The organism is Halomonas sp. JB37, assembly GCF_002332255.1.
GTDB classification, from domain to species: Bacteria; Pseudomonadota; Gammaproteobacteria; order Pseudomonadales; family Halomonadaceae; genus Vreelandella; species Vreelandella casei.
Genome location: NZ_NRGW01000001.1, coordinates 2,868,696 through 2,887,122 on the forward strand (window position 1 = coordinate 2,868,696; position 18,427 = coordinate 2,887,122).

Sequence of the window (18,427 nt, forward strand, 5' to 3'; positions counted from 1 at the left end):
TAAACCTTTTATCGTGGGAACGTTCCCATTTCGCAGTTGTTCGCTATGTCTACCGCCGCTCGCCGCTCCACCCTTCTTGAAGTCGCTCGCTTAGCCGGTGCGTCTAAAACCAGCGTTTCACGTTACTTTGGCGATGAGCGCGAGCGGCTGTCTCCGCCCCTACAGGCACGTATTGCCGAAGCGGCAGAGCGTCTGGGCTATCAGCCCAACCAAATGGCACGCGGCTTAAAAGGCGGCCACTCCAAGCTAATCGGTATACTGGTAGCGGATATACGCAACCCTTTTTCGGTCGCGATTACGCACGGCGTTGAACAGGCGTGCCGCCAGCATGGCTATTCGCTGCTGATGTGTAACACCGATAATGACCCCGAGCAGGAACGTCAGCACCTAGCGCTGCTAGGCGCTTATCAGGTGGCAGGCTTGGTTGTTAATGCCGCCGGTAGTCCCGAGCGCCAGCTGCATCAATTTATCAGCCAGGGAACACCCGTTGTCTTGCTCGACCGTGAAGTAAATCACGTCGATACAGAGGTGGTGGGCCTCAACAACCAGCGAGCCATTGCGCTAGCGCTCGATCATCTTACCGCTCAAGGCTACCAAGCCGTGCTGTATGTCAGCGAAGCGCCTGAGCGGTCGAGTAGCCGACAGCAGCGACTAACCCACTTTAACCACGACGCCACACAACGCGAATTGGCTCATGCCACGCTGCTGCTACCAGCCGATGGCGATAGCGATGGAGATACCACCGCGCTTGAGACGCTTCGCCGCTTTCTCAGCGAGCACAGTTCGCTGAGCTGCGCAGTTCTATGCGCTAACGGCAACGTAACGTTAGACGTCGCACGGCTGTTTCAAAAACTCGGGCTACACCTGGGCGAGGTAGGCCTAATGGGCATCGATGAGCTCGACTGGTGTGCACTCGTCGCCCCCGGCATCACAACACTAGCTCAGCCCACCGATACAATCGGCAAAACTGCGGTGCACTGTTTAATGCACCGCATTACGCCTACCAAAGTGGCCATGCCCAAGCAGCTCAGCTTTCCACCCACATTGATGGCACGCGGCTCTACACAGCGCTAATATTTTTGCAGTACAAATCAATCACTGCTATCACGAATTAATCATTGCGGTCACAAATGGTATCGTTCCCATATCGGGATACTCACAACATTACGAGATGACTTATGCATCCTTCATTTTCAAATCACCCGGAAATTCTCACCTTTGGCGAGGCCATGACCATGTTTGTGGCGCAGTCGCCGGGCAAGCTTTCGGAAATAGAACATTTTCAGCGCCGCATTGCAGGAGCGGACACTAATGTCGCGATCGGCTTGGCGCGATTAGGGTTTCATGTTGGCTGGTTGAGCCGAGTGGGCAGTGACAGTTTTGGCGACTTTATTCGCCAAACGCTAGAGCATGAAGGGCTCGACTGCCGCTATCTGCATAACGATATCGAACACCCTACGGGGCTGCTGTTCAAAGAGCGTGCGCTGGATGGTGCCGACCCGCGCGTTGAGTATTTTCGTCGCGGCAGCGCCGCCAGCCACCTAACCCCGCAAGACGCTAGCAATGTCGATTTCGCGGCGCTTCGCCATGTGCACGCGACCGGCATTCCCCCGGCGCTGTCTGCCAGCGCCCGCGAGCTCTCCTATCACATGCTCAAAGAGGCACGCGCGGGCGGTGCCAGCATCTCCTTTGATCCCAATTTACGCCCCAGCCTGTGGGCCAGTGAATCTGACATGCGCGAGACGCTCAATGCCCTTGCCGCCTTGTCTGACTGGGTATTGCCAGGGCTTTCAGAAGGCCAGCTACTTACCGGCCAGAAGACGCCCTATGACGTAGCAGGTTACTATCTTGATCAAGGCGCTAGCGCCGTCATTATCAAGCTGGGGCCGGAAGGCAGCTATTATCGCGGCCATTTAGACGGTCAAGAAGAGAGCTTTACTGTAGACGGTTGCCAAGTAGACGAGGTTGTGGATACCGTAGGTGCCGGCGATGGCTTCGCAGTGGGTGTTGTCAGCGCCTTGTTAGACGGCCGCTCGGCACGCCAAGCGGTCATGCGCGGCAATCTGATCGGCGCCCAAGCGATTCAGGTCATTGGCGATATGGAAGGCCTGCCTGATCGCGAGCGGCTAAGCATGCTTGAAGCCGGCCAGCCGACGGCTTAACTCGACACAATTTTAATAAGGAAGTATCAGTGAAAAAACGCTTAGTGGTTCAAGGACGTCTTAACGATGCTCAGCTAGCAGAGCTTAGCGGCTTGTTTGAGGTAGACGTACTGCCTAAATCAGCCAAGCTTGATGCCCCAGAGAGTCGCGCATTATTAGCCAAGGCCCATGGCATTGTGGGTTCCGGCCTGCCAATTACGGCACAGATTTTGGATGCCGCGCCCAATCTTGCCGCCATCGCGACCATCTCTGTTGGCTATGACAGCATCCCCGTTGATGAACTCACTAAGCGCGGCATCATGCTGTGTAATACGCCTGACGTACTCACCGAGACCACTGCTGATACGGGCTTTACGCTTATTATGGCCACCGCACGGCGCGTGGTTGAATTAGCCCAGTGGGTCAAAGATGGCCAGTGGCAGGCCGGCGTTGGCCCTGAACAGTTCGGTAGCGATGTGCACGGCAAAACGCTAGGCATGGTCGGCTTTGGACGCATTGGCCAAGCCGTCGCTCGGCGCGGTGCCTTGGGGTTTGGCATGAAGGTGCTTTACGCTAAAGCCTCTGCCAAGCCTGAATTAGACCGCGAACTGGGCGCCCAGCACCGCGAACTCAGCGAGCTGCTGGCTGAATCCGATTTTGTCTGCGTGACGGTTCCTCTTACCGCTGAAACCGAACATCTGATCGGCGCCCAAGAGTTTGCACTGATGAAGCCATCGGGCATCTTCATCAATATCGCCCGCGGCAAAGTGGTCGATGAAAATGCGCTGATCCAGGCACTCGAAAACGGCGTGATTAAAGCAGCCGGCCTGGATGTGTTTGAGCAAGAACCGCTGCCAGCTTCATCACCGCTAACCACGATGGCGAATGTCGTGGCCTTGCCTCATATTGGCTCTGCCACTCATGAAACGCGCGATGCGATGGCCCAACGTGCGGTGGATAATATCCGCCTGGCGCTGCAGGGCGAGCGGCCCATTAGCCTGGTCAACGAAGAAACATGGCGATGAGCAGCGCGACGCCAGCAGCGGCGCCTTTCTGCCTGCTTTTTGACTGCGACGGCACGCTGGTTGATAGCGAGGTGCTGCTCGCCGACGTCATGGGGACCATTCTTCCCGAATTCGGTTTGCCGTTTTCCGCCCCGCAGTACATGGAGGAATTTCGGGGGGTGCGTTTTAAGACCATCGTTCAAACGCTGGAAAGCCGCTTTCAAGCGCTCACTGACAGCGAGTTTTCGGCGCTTGAAGTTGGCATGCGTGCACGTATGGAGACACGTATGCGCTCAGAGCTTGAAGCTATTCCCGGCATGCCCGCCGCGCTGGAACAGCTAGGAGCCCACCCTAAAGCGGTGGTTTCCAATGGCCCTGAACCCAAAATTCGCTGTGCGCTAGAAAGCACCGAGCTAGGTCATTATTTTGGCGACCGTCTATTCAGCGCCTATACACTTAATGTGTGGAAGCCCGACCCTGAGCTGTATCGCCAAGCGGCCACTGCCATGGGCTACGCCCCCCAGGCGTGCATCGTGATTGATGACGCGGCCGTGGGCGTAGAAGCGGGGCTGAAAGCAGGTATGCATGTAGTGCATCTCAATCACTTTCCAGAAGAAGAGCACACGCCTGAAGGCGCGCTGGGCATTCATCATGCCAGTGAATTGCCCGCTGCTATCGCGCGCTTATCTCTTAAAGCAACGGTCTAGTGTTTCTGGGTGATATATAGGGGGAGTCAATGCAGCTATTTTCACTACAAGGCCGAGTAGCCATGGTCACCGGCTGCAATAAAGGCTTAGGCCAAGGTATTGCCTTGGCATTAGCCGAGGCAGGGGCAGACATCGTTGGCGTCAGCCGCCAACCTGCTGACGACACGCGCCAGCAGGTCGAGGCCTTAGGCAAGCGGTTTTACAGCGTTGAAGCAGAGTTAGGCCATCACTCGCCGACTGAAATCGTTAATCAAGCCATCGCTCACGCTGGCAAGCTGGATATTCTGATTAACAATGCGGGCATGATCCGCCGAGCTCCGGCTCTTGAGTTCTCTGAAGACGACTGGGACTCGGTAATAGACGTTAACTTAAAGGCCGCGTTCTTTCTGGCCCAGCAGCTTGCCAAACACTGCATTGAACGTAAGGCACCGGGAAAAATCGTCAATATTGCCTCATTGCTCTCGTTCCAAGGCGGCATCCGCGTCGCCTCTTACACCGCCAGTAAAAGCGGTATCCTAGGCCTGACGCGCTTGATGGCCAATGAATGGGCTGCGCAGGATATCAATGTAAACGCCATCGCGCCTGGCTATATGGCAACGGACAATACCCAAGCGCTGCGCGATGATCCTCAGCGTCATGATGAAATCCTGGCCCGCATACCAGCGGGCCGCTGGGGCAGTCCCGAGGACTTAGCGGGCGCCGTGATCTTTTTATGCTCTGACGCTGCTCGCTACGTGCATGGTCAAACCTTAGCCGTTGACGGTGGTTGGCTCGCTCGCTAAAAGCAGGTAGCCAAGCGCTCCTTGACGTTGAGGTCGGCGTCTATCAGCAGCAGCTGGCGCCATTTATCGAACGTTAAGCAAGGATGGGAGGCGCCAAAAGCGAGGATATCCCCCACTTTAATATCCGCCCCTCCTTCGGGAAGCTTTATAAAGGTGTGCTGATCCATGATGTTCGTCACCTCCCAGCCGGCCACTGACAAAAGCTGCGCTGGGTCACCGCCTTCCCGATAGCGGCGTAAGACTACCGGTAACGGGTCATAGCCAATATCGCGTTTTCCTAGCGCAACGATGGCAAGCCCCGGCTCAGGAAGCGACTGTACCTGGGCAAAAACCTCCAGCGCCGGCTCAAGTCCTTGATGCAAATCAGGGCGGCGCTCTAGCACCGCAGACTGCGCTTCACGGTACAGCCCGTGATCGTGTACGACGTAACAACCGGGGCGCAGTACGGGGGTAAACTTCTCCTGAAGCAGGGATGTTTGAAAGGCTTCAGCAATAACGTCGTACCAGGCAGAACCCGACGCCGTCACAATGGGGTTGGGCTCTGAAAAGCGCTGTTCAGCCTCAAGCTCTAGAGCAACATCCACTAAATACTTGGCATAGGCACGAATGCCCGCCTCTGGATTATCACCGTGAACAACGCCTTCATAGCCTTCTAAACCCGCTAATGACAGAGCCGGCTCACCGGCGATGGCTTCCGCCAGCGAGAGAATTTCCTGCTGATTGCGGCAACCACAGCGCCCCCCCGCTACGCCCACTTCAATGAGAACCGATAACGTCAAGCCACGTTCGGCAAAGAAGCGCCCTAATTCGCGCACGTTGTCATGATTATCAACCACACAGTAAAACGTAGCCCCCTGCCCGATCAGGCCCGCGACAATCGCCATATTCGCCTGCCCAACTAACTGGTTGGCCATTAATAATCGCGTGGCGCCGTGAGTGAAAGCGGCACGACACTGTGGCGCGGTCGCCAGGGTTATGCCCCACGCCCCCGCCTGAAGCTGGCGACGAAACAGTGCTGGCGTCATGGTGGTCTTGCCGTGGGGCGCTAAGCGAGCACCGTGGGCCTCTGCAAACCGTTGCATCCAAGCCAGGTTATGGTTAAGCGGCCCTTCATGCACTACGGCGGCGGGCAGGCTGACACCGGACAAAAGATTGGGACCCAGTTCCACGCTGCCTTTTTCCATTGCTAACGTCACTACTTCCATGCGCCCATCTCCTCGCTCTTTGCCTGCGCCTCATCATCATGAATGACAAAGCGGCAATGTTAGATACTTTCACACTCATTGACTTCAAGTTAGAAACTAACATACTTTTAAGGCAAGGCAACCTTCAGGAGTCCACGGTGAGCCAAGAAATAGATATTTTATCCCGTATTACGACTGACGTTAGCGCGCTTCGCGATGCGGAAAAAAAAGTGGCTGAGCTTATCTTCGCCGATATCGATTTTGTCACCGAAGCAAGTATCGGTGAGATTGCCCAGCGCGCCGGGGTTAGCGATGCAAGTGTGACTCGCTTTGCACGCGCCGTCGGCTGCACCAACGTACGCGACTTAAAAACACGCTTAAATCGAGCGTTGGCAGCAGGCCGACGCTTTATTCAAGAAGCGACCCCTGACGATAGCTCAAGCGTGGTGTATGACATTGCTATGCAGACGCTGGCGTTTAACCGAGATCTTCTCGCTCAGGCGGATATACCCGGAGCCGTTGAGCAGCTGGATAAAGCGCGACAGATCCTCGTTTTTGGCGCGGGAGGTGGCTCTAGCATTCTCTCGCAGGAGCTTCAGTTTCGCCTAGTGCGCCTTGGCTATGCAGTGTGCGCCTATCCTCAAGCGCTGTTGCCTCGCATGGTGGCATCGACGCTTGAGCCGGATGACGTGGTGGTCGTGCTGTCCGCCACCGGCTACACCCCTGAAATGGTGGAGTCTGCGCAAATTGCCAAGCAGTACGGCGCCACCGTTATCGCTATTACGGCGATGAACTCGCCACTCGCCAACACTGCCGACATTGTGCTGCCGGTGACCTCGCGTGAAACCGACTTTATCTATCATCCTTCGGCATCACGCTACGCCATGCTTGCCGTCATCGATGTCTTGGCACTTGAGCTTGCTATGCGCCATCGCGAGCGCTCGCGCACTAAGCTGCGCCGGCTCAAGCTGAGCCTAGATGACCATCGCGGTGGTGATAATCGCCAGCCATTAGGAGACTAAAATGGTCTATGACCTGCTAATTCGTAATGCCAATGTGCTCGATGGCTCTGGCGCCCCACATTTTCGTGCTGATGTTGCTATTCAAGGCGAACGCATCTGCGCCATCGGCAATATGCCCGATGCAACGGCCACCACCATTATTGATGCGCAAGAGCGCTACCTGGCGCCGGGTTTTATCGACGTTCATACCCACGACGATACGAATGTCGTGCGTACTCCAACAATGCTGCCAAAACTAACCCAGGGAATAACCACCGTGGTCGTGGGTAACTGCGGCATTAGTGCCAGCCCCGTCACACTAACCCATGACGTTCCCGACCCGATGAACCTATTGGGCGATTTAGAAGACTTCCGCTATTCAAGCTTTGCAGCCTATGCCAACGCGGTAGACGCCGCGATGCCCAGTATTAACGTGGCGGCATTAGTGGGACACACCAGTTTGCGTAGCCAGGTCATGGATAGTTTCTCGCGACCAGCCAGCGAAGACGAGATCCATTCGATGGCTTCACGTCTGCGTCAAGCGCTTGGTGAGGGCGCGCTTGGGCTAAGTTCAGGACTTGCTTATCGTAATGCGATCCACGCGCCGAGCGCAGAGATGGCCCCGCTAGTAGCGGTCGTCGGGGAATCGGGTGGCGTTTACACCACTCACCTTCGCGATGAGTTTGCCGGCTTACTGGATGCGATGGACGAGGCCTTTAGCACTGCTCGCAATGGCAAAGTTCCACTAGTGATCTCACATCTAAAATGCGCCGGCGCAGGCAACTGGGGCGGTGCTGGGAAAGCACTTAATAAACTTGAAATCGCCGCACAGCATCAACATGTTCACTGTGACTGCTACCCCTACACGGCGGGTTCTTCTACTCTCGACCTGGGCCAAGTGACCGATGAAATTGAGATTACGATTACCTGGTCACACCCCCACCCAGAACAGGCGCGGCGCCCGCTGAAAGACATCGCTGCCGAGTGGAACTTGTCATTACTGGACGCTGCAAAGCAGCTGCAGCCTGCAGGGGCGGTTTACCACAACATGAGTGAGGCGGATATGCAGCAAGTGCTCGCGCATCCGCTCTCCATGGTGGGCTCCGATGGCCTGCCCAACGACCCGCACCCGCATCCACGGCTATGGGGCGCCTTCCCGCGCGTTCTTGCCCATTACAGCCGTGATTTAAACCTAATGCCACTGGCAGAAGCGGTGCGCAAGATGACCAGTCTTTCAGCGGCCAACTTTGGCTTAACGGATCGCGGCACTGTGCGCATCGGCGCCTACGCCGATCTCACTCTCTTTGATCTCGACGCATTAGAAGATACCGCCAATTACGAAACCCCCATCGCGGCGGCCAAAGGCATCGATATGGTCGTGGTCAATGGCAGGGTCGCCTATTACCAGGGCGCTATTACCGACCAGCGCCACGGGCGAATGTTACGCCGCACTGAGCGTATTCCTCAAAACAATTTCATCGTTCAACCCAACCAGGAGCAAACACCATGAGCATTACTCGATACGGCACTGAAGGCGGCGTAGGCACCGGCGGACAAAAGCTACCCTTTGCACGCGCCGTAGAAGCAGGCGGCTGGCTATATGTATCAGGCCAAACGCCGATGACCGACGGTGAAGTCGTTGAAGGCAGCATCGTTGAGCAGACCCGCCTCGCGTTCGATAACTGCATCGCCATCATGCAAGAAGCCGGATATGGCGTCGAAGATGTCGTTCATGTCACCACCGTGCTAACGGATGCACGCTATTTTAGCTCTTTCAATAAAGTCTTTAAGGAGATATTTGGCGATAACCCGCCGGCGCGCATCTGTAGCGTTCAGGACTTAGTGGTGGACTGCAAAGTGGAAGTAGACGTGAAATGTTACCGCGCTGACCGCGCCTAAACGCCATAAAGAAAACGCCGCACCCCGGCAAGGGTGCGGCGCCAGATTACCGCGTGATTAGGATAAAAAGCCTCGCGATAGTCGCTTCCATTGCCTACTGACGGCCGCGGCAACGGCCGGATAAACAACGATAAGAGGTTACCATGAACAGTCAAATATTCCTCACCACCTTTGTGCTCTACATTGTCGCGATGGTGGTATTTGGATGGTGGGTTTCAAGACACAAACGCGGCAGTGGCGACGACTTTTTACTTGGCGGGCGCAGCGTTCCTCTCTTTCTGACGGTGGGCACGACGGTGGCCACTATGGTGGGTACCGGTTCCAGTATGGGTGCCGTCGGTTTCGGCTACGCCAATGGATGGGCCGGTGCGCTATACGGGCTCGGCGGCGCTGTGGGAATCCTATTGCTAGCCGTTTGTTTTGCGCCGGTTCGTAAGTTTCGGTTTATGACCATGAGTGAAGAATTGGCCTACTACGTTGGCGCTAACCGTCTAGTACGCAACGTCGTTGCCCTGCTGATCTATATCGCCTGCATCGGCTGGCTGGGCGCGCATATTCTGGGGGGCGGTCTGTATCTTTCCTGGATGGCAGGGATTGATCTAACCACTGCCCGCATTCTCGTCGCCTTAGGCTTCGGCATTTATTGCGTTGTGGGAGGATATTTTGCGGTTATCTGGACCGACACCATTCAAGCCGTTGTGCTCTTCGCGGGCTTCATTTTAATGGCGGTGCTTGCCTTGGTCGAAGTCGGCGGTTTCTCAGGGTTAACGGCAGGCATGGAGGTCAGTGCCACAAGCTTTCTAGGCATTGATAAAATAGGCGCACTCCCCGCCCTTTCGTTAGCGGCCGTTATTGCTATTGGCGTGTTGGCAACACCGTCTTTCCGCCAGCGTATTTATTCTGGCGAGTCAGTGAAGTCAGTCCGTCGCTCGTTCTTGATTACCGGGGTGCTCTACCTAGGCTTTTCTATCATCCCCGCAATCATTGGCATGGCCACTCACGCCCTTAATCCTGGGCTTGATAATAGTAACTACGCGTTCCCCTTTCTGGCGACTGAAATCATGCCACTCGGGCTAGGGTTATTGTTATTAGTCGCCGGCCTTTCTGCGACCATGTCGAGTGCAAGCTCAGACGCCCTTGCCGGTGTTTCCACGCTGATTCGTGATTTATATGTGCTCGTAGCGGGACGCACACCTTCAGCACGCAACGTCGTGCGTTTTTCACGTATTGCGCTCGTCGCCACTATTGGCCTGGCGCTACTCTTCGCGCTTGCCTCAGACAATGTGATCACCTACATCACCCGCATGATCTCAACGATACTGTCAGGCCTGTTTGTGACAGCCATGCTGGGTCGTTTTTGGCCACGCTATAACTGGCAAGGCGCGATCGCTACGCTAATTTTCGCTTCAGCAACATCACTAATCATTATTGCTAACAGCGAATGGACGGCTTTCTGGGGTAATCCGAGCATTCCCGCAGTGCTAGCCGCCTTGGCCGCTGGGGTGATCGTTACTCTCATCACACCCGCCTCACGCGTCACTTCAGAGCAGGCGCTGGCGATTCTAGACCAGGAGCGCCAACGTATGGAGCAAGTGCCTGAGCCAACCTTGACGAATACGGAAACATCCGCGAATAGTTAGCGGCTAACCGAGTAAAAAAGCCCCGCTGGTGACAAACATCAGCGGGGCTTTTTGCATTGCGCGTTAAGCGACTAACTTAGGGCTAACTGCCGCACGGCAAGCTCTACACCGCGAAGCTCGGCCAGGCCACGCATGCGCCCGTAAAGCGGGTAACCGGGTGCCGTATTACGCTGCTGATCATCCAGAATGTGATGGCCGTGATCGGGACGGAGCGGCAAACGCCCGCCACCCTCTTTTTCACGGCGGCACTCCTCTTCCACCAGCGCCTTTATGACGCCGACCATATCCACGTCACCATTGAGATGCGGCGCCTCGTGAAACGAGCGGGCATCTTCTTCGCGCTGCGTGGCGCGCAGGTGGATAAAGTGAATATGCGGGGCAAAGTGACGCGTCATGGCAATCAAATCATTGTCTTCACGAACGCCGTAAGAACCCGTACACAGCGTCAAACCATTGGCCGGGCTTGGCACGCAATCAACGATCCACTGGGCATCGTCACGGGTTGAGACAACCCGAGGTAGCCCCAGCAGCGGCCGAGGAGGATCATCCGGATGAATCGCCATACGAATGCCCACTTCTTCAGCCACAGGGATAATGGCCTGCAGAAAATAGCCTAGATTATCCCGCAGTCGCGTCGCATCAATCTCAGTGTACTCGGCCAGCACGCCTCGAAACTGCTCCAGCGTATAGTGCTCTTCAGCACCGGGCAGCCCTGAAACCAATGTATTGACGAGCTTGTCGCGTCCACCGCTATCCAATCCTTCAAGATAGCGGCTCGCCTGAGCCTTATCTTCATCGCTGTACTCTTGTTCGGCACCTGGGCGCTGAAGCAGATACAGATCAAACGCCGCAAAGGCCACTTGATCAAAGCGCAACGCCAGCGCACCATCCGGCAATGCATAGGTAAGGTCCGTACGCGTCCAGTCGAGCACCGGCATAAAGTTGTAGCAAACGGTATCGATTCCGCAGGCCGCCAGGTTGCGCAGCGTTTGGCAATACGTTGCTATCAGCGCATCGCGCTCGGGCAGGCCTTTTTTGATAGCTTCATTTACCGGCACGCTTTCAACCACCGACCAGCGCAGCCCGGCGGCTTCAATCATAGCCTTGCGCGCTTGAATGGCCGCTACCGGCCACACCTGATCATTGGGTATCTCATGCAATGCCGTGACAATGCCGGTCGCACCTGTTTGGCGTACTTCCTCAAGCCGGATTGCATCATTAGGGCCAAACCAGCGCCACGTATGCTCCATTACTTTCTCCCTATTGTTCGCTGTTTAGCGCGGCTAGCGCCCCGTTCAGCCCGCCTTGTTTCAGCACGCGATACGCTGACACTACCGCGTCAACAAATGGCTGATTCGCGGCAAGCTGTGCAGGCACTATTTCATCGATTGCCAAAAACGCGCCAACCAGCGCATCCGGATGATCACCGTGAATGTGATGCAGCTCAGCAAAAAGTATAGCCATCGGGTCATCGACAGAATATGCCTGCCCGTTTAAATCATAGCCCGCGGTATAGTGGATCCATGCCGCCACCCCCAGCGCCACACACGGCGAAGCCTGCCCCGCATTAGCGCGAGTCAAGGCACCGGTTAACCAGCGCTGAGGCAGCTTTTGACTGGCATCCATAGCAATTTGCTGTAGGCGATGACGCAGGCTGTCATTAGTAAATCGCGCCAGCAGCGAATCCGCATAGACGACAAGGTCAGCCCCTTCCGGCATATCGAGCGTAGGGGCTGCCTCTTCGAGCATATAGCGACGCAACAGCGCACGCAGCGCTGGATGGCCTACGCCCTCAACCACCGTTTCGATACCCGCTAATGCGCCAAGGTAAGCCAGCAGTGAGTGGCTGCCGTTCAACATGCGCAGCTTCATGGTTTCAAACGGCGCGACGTCACGCACCATCTCAACCCCTTCGGTTTCCCAGCGGGGTCGGCCTGAGGGGAAGTTATCCTCTACGACCCACTGCGAAAATGCCTCGCCCACGACGGCGTTAGGGTCGTTAACATCTAATGCCGCAAGGCGCTCGAAATCCGCGTCGGTCATGGCGGGCACAATACGGTCAACCATGCTGCTGGGGAACGCGACTCGCTGATCAATCCAGCGAGCCAGCTCAGCGCTACGCTGTTCGGCAAGCCGCAAAACGGCCATTCGCGTACGCTGGCCGTTATGGGGCATGTTGTCACAAGAAAGCACTGTGAACGGCTCAGTGCCCGCGCTATAGCGTCGTGCTAACGCTTCTACCAACAGCCCTGGCGCCGTGCGGGGCTGCTGAGGCGAGGCAATGTCGCCCGCCACCATCGGGTCATCAATGCGCAGCTCGCCGGTAGCCGGATTAAGGAAGTAGCCTTTTTCCGTAACGGTTAACGTCACAATACGGGTCGTCGGCGCGGCTAGCCGAGTAAGCAGCGCTTCTCGATCACGCCCCCAGCTACCGGCGGCATCACAGCCAGAAAATAGCGTTTCTTCGATAACTCCGATTTCGCGTAGCGTTAGCGTTTGTGCATCGGCATATTCAGCCACATGGTAGCGATAATCGGCCCCGCGCAAGCTATCAACTAATGCAATACTTGAGCGTAAGTTTGCGCTGCATACGCCCCACTCACCGTCGCCGCTACGCCGTCGATAGCGCTCAAGGTAAACCGCCTGATGCGCACGATGAAAGGCACCTAAACCTAAATGCACAATCCCAATCTGGCCCGTTTTAGGCATCGCGTCTATGCGCTGTGTCGCCATTGTTAATTACTCCCCATCAATAGATTAGGCAGCCAAAGCGAAATGGCAGGCACGTAGGTCACGAGGAACAGCACAGCTAAATTGCACAGCAGAAACGGTACGATCGCTCTGGCGACCGTTAGCATCGGCAGCTTGCCAATCCCGGCGACGACAAATAGGCAGACGCCCACCGGCGGCGTTGTCAGTCCTATCATCAGGTTCATAACGGCGATCACCGCAAAGTGCACCGGATCGACGCCAACGCCCGTCGCCACGCCGACCAGCGCGGGGAACAGAATAATCAGTGCTGCAATGGTTTCCATAAAGGCACCCACAAACAGCAAAATTAAATTCAAAATCAAAAGTACAATCAGTGGATTATCGCTGATGGATAGAATCAGGCTCGCAATCATCTGAGGAATTTGCTCGCTGGTCAGTATCCAGCCAAACAAGTTTGCCAACCCCACCATTAGCAGCAGCGCCGACGAGGTTAAAACGGTGTCGGCTAAGATCGAGGGAAGCTTTCTCCACGTCAGTCCTTTATAAACGTACATCCCGACTACCAGCGCATAAAGGCAGGCGACAATCGATGCTTCGGTCGGCGTGAAAAAACCGCCGATAATGCCGTAAAGAATAATCACGGTCATCAAGAGTGCCCAGAACGCCGTTTTGGCTTCTTTAAGCAGCTGCATTACCGGTACGCGCTTCTCTTTTGGATAGCCGCGACGCACGGCCAGAACGTAAACCGTGATCATCATGGCAAGCCCCATCAGCAGGCCTGGAATGGCACCTGCGAGGAACATGCGGCCCACTGAAATGCCACTCAGAGAGCCCGCAATAATCATTGGCACGCTGGGGGGAATAATCGGCCCTACGGTAGACGATGCAGCGGTGACCGCCGCCGCAAACGGCTTGTCATAGCCTGAGCGCGCCATGCCCGGAATCATTACCGCGCCAATGCTCGCTGAGTCCGCGACAGCCGTGCCGGAAATACCGCCAAAAATCATTGAGCCGCCTACGTTGGCAAGCCCCAAGCCACCACGGATATGGCCTAGTAACGCATTCGCAAAACGCACAATATGCTCAGTGATATTGCCTACATTCATCAAATTGCCTGCCAGCACAAAGCCGGGAATACACAGCAATACAAAGGTGTCGATGCCCGCATACATACGTTGCGGCACAATCGTTAACGAAATACCTTCCAACAGTAGATAAGACAATGACGCGATGCCGAGCGCAAACGCGATGGGCATTCCCACTACCAGTAAGACTAAAAAGACGCTAAAGAGGATAATAACTTCCATGCTTACAACTCCTGATCAAGCGAGGCAGAGGAGCGACACATTGCGATAATTCCTTCAAGGCATCCTAGCAAGCTGTAAACCAGGAGCAGCGCAAAGGTGACTACCGTTGAGAAAAAAATATACAGCATAGGTACACGCAGCGTTGGCGAGGTTTGCCATACGCCGTTTTGTGCGTACTGCCAAGCGTACGGCAGCACCAGGAAAGCAAATAAACCCACCATTAGGTAAATCAGTGCCTGAAACCCAGCCTTGGCGCGTGGGCCCAGCATGTGATGAAAAAGCTCAACGCTGATGTTTCGGTTCTGACGCAGTACAACGCCTGCCGACAAAGCCACCATATAAATAAACAAATAGCGCGAGAGTTCTTCAGTCCAGGCAATGGAAAACGGTAGAAACAGCCGTGAACAAACTTGCAGCAGTACCGTGGCAGCAATGGCAATTAATGCCATGACCGACAGGGTCAGAAAACAGGTATCCACCCAGCCAATCATGCGCCCAATGGGGCCTTGGATCTTTGGCACCGACGACATCGAATCCAGACTGTCTAACGCTTCCTGTTCAAGCGCTTTTTGATCCGAGCTCATAAACGTATCCTCATGGGCAAGCTGTTCTTGCAGATGGCCGATGGGCTGGCACGAAACCAGCCCACCCGCATTACCAATTACTACAAATTTATTACCAACGGCCTTACAGGTCTTGGATAGCGTCGAAAAGCTCACGCTGCTCTTCGTTTAACGCCTTAAGTACCGCTGGGCGCGCTTTTTCGGCGAACGCATCAAGATCGACTTCCACAAATTCCATACCGCGTTCCTGCAGGGCTTGCTCCAGACGAGCCTGGTCTTCGATGAACAGCTCAGATTCATACGTCTGCATGGTTTGCGCCGCATCGCGCACTACCTGCTGAAGCTCGTCAGGCATGTCTTCAAGCTGATTACGCCCTATTACGACGTAGATCCAGCTGCGCACGTGCCCGGTCATGTTGACGTAGTCCTGCACCTCATTGAAGCTGGCACTTTCAATCAAACTAAGCGGATTTTCCTGGCCTTCCAGCGTGTTTTGCTGAAGTGCGGTAAATACTTCGCTAAACGCCATGGGGGTAGGACGAGCGCCCATTGCCTGCCAGGTATCAACAAACAGCGGCACGTTAGGCACACGTAGGCGCAGGCCATCCAGATCATCAGGCGTGCGAATAGGACGGTTGGACGTAAGCTCACGCGGGCCGCGCTCAAACCACGCCAGCGGAACCAGGTTTGTCCGCTCAGTGATCTGCTCTTCAATCTGAGCGCCTACATCGCCGTTAATGGCGGCCTGCATATGCTCAGAGTCCCTGAAGGCATAAGGAACGGCCATCATGGCGGCCTTGGGCGCCCAGTTTTGCAGGCTCTCGCCGGTAATCGTCATATCCGCTGTTCCCAGCTGGATACTGTTAATCACGTCCAGTTCACTCCCCAGCTGTTCACTAGGATAAAGACGAACTTCAATACGACCGTCGGAATTGGCCTCAACCTCTTCCTTAAACTTCTCCGCCGCCTGGTGCCAAATATTTTGCTCGTTGGCTAAGTGACCAAAACGCAGCGTGTAGTCTGCCGCTAATGCCGCTTGGCTACTCAGCAGCACCGTTCCCAGTACCGCCGTTGTTAATAGCTGTTTAATCATTTTCTACTCCTGCACATTTGCATTGTTTATTGTTAGTCGAGCGTGGTTGAACGTGAGTTGGCATGCGCCGCTAGGTGCTAATTTGAATAAGTACCTTTCGAGCTTCTTCAGGACGGTGGTCAAGCATGTCGATGGCGCTAGGCATGTCGCTAAGCGGTAGTCGATGGCTGACCAGCGCCAGTGGATCGAGCTGGCCACTGGCCATTAGCCCAAGCACTTCTGGAAACTTACGGTTATTAAGACGCGACCCCACGAGGGTCAGCTCTTTCTTAATAACCTCTAGCTGCACAAGGTCGCTGGGCTGAACGCTAAAGCCGAGCAGACCAATACGCCCGGCAGCTGATGCTAGGCGCAGCATTTGAGGTAAAAGCGCAGGAACACAGGCCGCATCGGCAATCAGCGGTACGCCCTCGCCTTGCGTCAAGGCGAGCACTTCTTGTTCAACATCATGCTCGCGGCTATTAAACACGTGCGTGGCACCCAGTTCTTTAGCCGCTGCCAAGCGCTCGTTAATCACGTCCGTGACGATGACGTCTTTAATGCCCTTCGCTAAGGCCATTTGTAGAATCGTCATACCAATAACGCCCGCCCCAAGAATCATCAGGCAATCGCCAGGATGCGGCTGCATGCGATCAAGCACGTTGGCCGCGATGGTGTAAGGCTCAACCAAAGCAGCGGCATCGAGCCCGATGTGATCCGGCAGGCGGTGCACGTTAGCCGCGGGAACGGCCACCAACTCTTCAAAACCGCCGTCACGATGCACACCTATGACTTCCAGCGAGCTGCACACGTTAGGGCGGCCAATTCTGCAGGGATAACACTCACCGCAGCTGATTACGGGATCAACGCATACGCGATCACCAATAGCCACACCCTCGACGTTGTCGCCTAGGGATTCGACGACGCCAGCAAACTCATGGCCGGTAATACGTGGAAAGCGAACGAAGGCATTATCGCCATGGATGATGTGCATGTCAGAGCCGCAGATACCGGCAAACGCCACTCGCACCAAGACTTCTCCCGCGTTCGCCGTGGGCGTATCAATATCGACAACCTGATAATCGTGCGGCGCCTTAACTTGAAATGCTTTCATTGACAGAACCTCCTTACCCGTTCTTTAAGTTACCTATGCCACGAATTTACCAATGCCATAGAGTGCCGTCTTCTAACCGGTTAACCGGCAAGCTCGCGCGCTTATAGGGGTATTGTTTGGCTAACTGTTCGTCAATATCGACGCCATGCCCAGGGGTCTCGCCAACGATGAAATGGCCATCGACAAATTCGTAGTCATAAGAAAAAACCGTGCCCACTATCGCTTCATGGGGCATATGTTCCTGGATACCAAAATTAGGAACCCATGTATCAAAATGGATCGCGGCACCTAAGCACACCGGTGACAAGTCTGTGGCGCCATGAAAACCGGTGCGCACATGGTAAAGCGAGGCTAAATCAGCAATTCTTCGCACATGGGTTATCCCGCCACCATGGCTAAGCGGCGTGCGGACATAGTCAATCAATTGCGCTTCCAGTAGCTCACGATAGTCGTGTATCGAGTTAAACACTTCCCCCACCGCTAACGGTGTGGTTGAGTGCTGCCGAATTAGCCGAAAGCTCTCCTGGTTCTCAGCGGGCACACAATCTTCCAACCAAAATAGATGGTAAGGCTCAACTTCTTTCGCCAACCTTGCCGCTTCAATGGGCGTCAAACGGTGATGCACATCGTGCAAGATATGAAGATCTTCTCCGAACTGCTCGCGTACGGCTGCAAACAGTTTAGGCACATGATTTAGGTACTTTTCAGTGCTCCATACATTCTCGCTGGGCAATTCCGAATCAGCGGGTTCGTAACGCTCCCCTGCCTTTTTGGTGACGCCGTAGGTGGTGGGAATGCCTGGTACCCCCGTCTGTACCCGTACCGCCCGGTAGCCAAGTTTTACATGCTTATCGACTTCGTTGAGACAAGCGTCAATATCTTTACCGGTACAGTGGGCATAGGTCATCACTCGCTCACGGCTTTTGCCACCCAGCAACTGATACAGCGGCATGCCTGCCGCTTTGGCTTTAATATCCCATAGCGCTAAATCGACTGCTGCAATGGCCGACATGGTGACCGGCCCCCGCCGCCAGTAAGCACCGCGGTAAAGAAAGTGCCAGATATCTTCAATGCGGCTGGCATCGCGGCCAATCAGGGTCGGTAGCACATGCTCTTCCAGGTAGGCGACCACTGCCAGCTCACGGCCATTTAAGGTGGCATCGCCTATTCCATACACGCCTGACTCAGTAACAATTTTTAGCGTGACGAAGTTGCGGCCTGGAGACGTTACAATTAAATATGCATCACTAATGATCATGATAAATCCATCACAAGGAGTAAGGAGTAAAGAGTCAGAAACA

The 18,427-nt window shown here is 55.1% G+C and carries 17 protein-coding genes; 9 read left to right on the forward strand and 8 right to left on the reverse strand.

Features of this window, described 5'->3' with window-relative positions:
* Nucleotides 1–45 precede the first annotated feature (45 nt).
* From CIK78_RS13370 to kduD, 5 genes are all read left to right on the forward strand, one after another.
* A complete protein-coding gene (locus CIK78_RS13370; protein WP_096280996.1) occupies nucleotides 46–1,074 on the forward strand; it encodes a LacI family DNA-binding transcriptional regulator in 1,029 nt (342 codons plus the stop codon).
* Between the two features lie 104 nt (nucleotides 1,075–1,178).
* Complete coding sequence (locus tag CIK78_RS13375) at nucleotides 1,179–2,162, forward strand: sugar kinase (RefSeq protein WP_096280998.1); 984 nt, start codon at nucleotides 1,179–1,181, stop codon at nucleotides 2,160–2,162.
* Between the two features lie 29 nt (nucleotides 2,163–2,191).
* On the forward strand, nucleotides 2,192–3,166 hold the full coding sequence (locus CIK78_RS13380) for a D-glycerate dehydrogenase (protein WP_096281001.1): 975 nt from the start codon (nucleotides 2,192–2,194) through the stop codon (nucleotides 3,164–3,166).
* A complete protein-coding gene (locus CIK78_RS13385; protein WP_096282384.1) occupies nucleotides 3,163–3,852 on the forward strand; it encodes an HAD-IA family hydrolase in 690 nt (229 codons plus the stop codon). Before CIK78_RS13380 ends, CIK78_RS13385 begins: the two co-directional genes overlap by 4 nt.
* A 29-nt stretch (nucleotides 3,853–3,881) precedes the next feature.
* Nucleotides 3,882–4,634 (forward strand): 2-dehydro-3-deoxy-D-gluconate 5-dehydrogenase KduD, encoded by a 753-nt coding sequence (gene kduD / locus CIK78_RS13390; protein WP_096281003.1) that lies wholly within the window; start codon nucleotides 3,882–3,884, stop codon nucleotides 4,632–4,634.
* On the opposite strand, the gene CIK78_RS13395 is transcribed toward kduD, so the two are convergent.
* On the reverse strand, nucleotides 4,631–5,839 hold the full coding sequence (locus CIK78_RS13395) for an amino acid deaminase (RefSeq protein ID WP_096281005.1): 1,209 nt from the start codon (nucleotides 5,837–5,839) through the stop codon (nucleotides 4,631–4,633). The two genes, kduD and CIK78_RS13395, sit on opposite strands and share 4 nt — an antisense overlap.
* A 137-nt stretch (nucleotides 5,840–5,976) precedes the next feature.
* Between CIK78_RS13395 and CIK78_RS13400 the strand changes: the two genes are divergently transcribed.
* The 4 genes from CIK78_RS13400 (at nucleotide 5,977) to CIK78_RS13415 (ending at nucleotide 10,358) form a co-directional block, all read left to right on the forward strand.
* The gene (locus tag CIK78_RS13400; RefSeq protein WP_096282385.1) at nucleotides 5,977–6,840 is read left to right on the forward strand and encodes a MurR/RpiR family transcriptional regulator; all 864 of its coding nucleotides are present in this window, start codon (nucleotides 5,977–5,979) and stop codon (nucleotides 6,838–6,840) included.
* A 1-nt stretch (nucleotide 6,841) separates the two neighbouring features.
* Entirely contained in the window at nucleotides 6,842–8,329 is a 1,488-nt protein-coding gene (locus CIK78_RS13405; RefSeq protein WP_096281007.1) for a D-aminoacylase, read from the forward strand.
* The gene (locus CIK78_RS13410; RefSeq protein WP_096281009.1) at nucleotides 8,326–8,718 is read left to right on the forward strand and encodes a RidA family protein; all 393 of its coding nucleotides are present in this window, start codon (nucleotides 8,326–8,328) and stop codon (nucleotides 8,716–8,718) included. Before CIK78_RS13405 ends, CIK78_RS13410 begins: the two co-directional genes overlap by 4 nt.
* A gap of 143 nt (nucleotides 8,719–8,861) precedes the next feature.
* A complete protein-coding gene (locus tag CIK78_RS13415; RefSeq protein WP_096281011.1) occupies nucleotides 8,862–10,358 on the forward strand; it encodes a sodium:solute symporter family protein in 1,497 nt (498 codons plus the stop codon).
* A 71-nt stretch (nucleotides 10,359–10,429) separates the two neighbouring features.
* Here the strand turns inward: CIK78_RS13415 and uxuA are convergent, their stop codons facing one another.
* The 7 genes from uxuA to manD form a co-directional block, all read right to left on the reverse strand.
* Nucleotides 10,430–11,608: a mannonate dehydratase gene (uxuA, locus tag CIK78_RS13420; RefSeq protein ID WP_096281013.1), complete on the reverse strand. Its 1,179-nt coding sequence runs from the start codon at nucleotides 11,606–11,608 to the stop codon at nucleotides 10,430–10,432.
* Between the two features lie 10 nt (nucleotides 11,609–11,618).
* A complete protein-coding gene (locus CIK78_RS13425) occupies nucleotides 11,619–13,091 on the reverse strand; it encodes a mannitol dehydrogenase family protein (RefSeq protein ID WP_096281015.1) in 1,473 nt (490 codons plus the stop codon).
* 2 nt (nucleotides 13,092–13,093) lie between these two features.
* On the reverse strand, nucleotides 13,094–14,377 hold the full coding sequence (locus tag CIK78_RS13430; protein WP_096281017.1) for a TRAP transporter large permease: 1,284 nt from the start codon (nucleotides 14,375–14,377) through the stop codon (nucleotides 13,094–13,096).
* Nucleotides 14,378–14,379: 2 nt separating this feature from the next.
* Nucleotides 14,380–15,096, reverse strand: coding sequence for a TRAP transporter small permease (locus CIK78_RS13435; protein WP_255249102.1), 717 nt, complete (start codon nucleotides 15,094–15,096; stop codon nucleotides 14,380–14,382).
* The gene (locus CIK78_RS13440; protein ID WP_096281019.1) at nucleotides 15,065–16,033 is read right to left on the reverse strand and encodes a TRAP transporter substrate-binding protein; all 969 of its coding nucleotides are present in this window, start codon (nucleotides 16,031–16,033) and stop codon (nucleotides 15,065–15,067) included. The genes CIK78_RS13435 and CIK78_RS13440 overlap by 32 nt, the downstream gene beginning before the upstream one ends.
* Nucleotides 16,034–16,103: 70 nt before the next feature.
* Nucleotides 16,104–17,126 (reverse strand): Zn-dependent oxidoreductase, encoded by a 1,023-nt coding sequence (locus tag CIK78_RS13445; protein WP_096281021.1) that lies wholly within the window; start codon nucleotides 17,124–17,126, stop codon nucleotides 16,104–16,106.
* A 46-nt stretch (nucleotides 17,127–17,172) separates the two neighbouring features.
* Nucleotides 17,173–18,384, reverse strand: coding sequence for a D-mannonate dehydratase ManD (gene manD, locus CIK78_RS13450; protein WP_096281023.1), 1,212 nt, complete (start codon nucleotides 18,382–18,384; stop codon nucleotides 17,173–17,175).
* Nucleotides 18,385–18,427: the final 43 nt, after the last annotated feature.

Bases quoted from the DNA above. Each gene is read 5' to 3' on its own strand.
- CIK78_RS13445 (WP_096281021.1), bottom strand. From the start codon at position 17,126: ATGAAAGCATTTCAAGTTAAGGCGCCGCACGATTATCAGGTTGTCGAT.
- CIK78_RS13395 (WP_096281005.1), bottom strand. From the start codon at position 5,839: ATGGAAGTAGTGACGTTAGCAATGGAAAAAGGCAGCGTGGAACTGGGT.
- CIK78_RS13375 (WP_096280998.1), top strand. From the start codon at position 1,179: ATGCATCCTTCATTTTCAAATCACCCGGAAATTCTCACCTTTGGCGAG.
- CIK78_RS13425 (WP_096281015.1), bottom strand. From the start codon at position 13,091: ATGGCGACACAGCGCATAGACGCGATGCCTAAAACGGGCCAGATTGGG.
- manD (WP_096281023.1), bottom strand. From the start codon at position 18,384: ATGATCATTAGTGATGCATATTTAATTGTAACGTCTCCAGGCCGCAAC.
- CIK78_RS13415 (WP_096281011.1), top strand. From the start codon at position 8,862: ATGAACAGTCAAATATTCCTCACCACCTTTGTGCTCTACATTGTCGCG.
- CIK78_RS13410 (WP_096281009.1), top strand. From the start codon at position 8,326: ATGAGCATTACTCGATACGGCACTGAAGGCGGCGTAGGCACCGGCGGA.
- CIK78_RS13440 (WP_096281019.1), bottom strand. From the start codon at position 16,033: ATGATTAAACAGCTATTAACAACGGCGGTACTGGGAACGGTGCTGCTG.
- kduD (WP_096281003.1), top strand. From the start codon at position 3,882: ATGCAGCTATTTTCACTACAAGGCCGAGTAGCCATGGTCACCGGCTGC.
- uxuA (WP_096281013.1), bottom strand. From the start codon at position 11,608: ATGGAGCATACGTGGCGCTGGTTTGGCCCTAATGATGCAATCCGGCTT.
- CIK78_RS13370 (WP_096280996.1), top strand. From the start codon at position 46: ATGTCTACCGCCGCTCGCCGCTCCACCCTTCTTGAAGTCGCTCGCTTA.
- CIK78_RS13385 (WP_096282384.1), top strand. From the start codon at position 3,163: ATGAGCAGCGCGACGCCAGCAGCGGCGCCTTTCTGCCTGCTTTTTGAC.
- CIK78_RS13430 (WP_096281017.1), bottom strand. From the start codon at position 14,377: ATGGAAGTTATTATCCTCTTTAGCGTCTTTTTAGTCTTACTGGTAGTG.
- CIK78_RS13405 (WP_096281007.1), top strand. From the start codon at position 6,842: ATGGTCTATGACCTGCTAATTCGTAATGCCAATGTGCTCGATGGCTCT.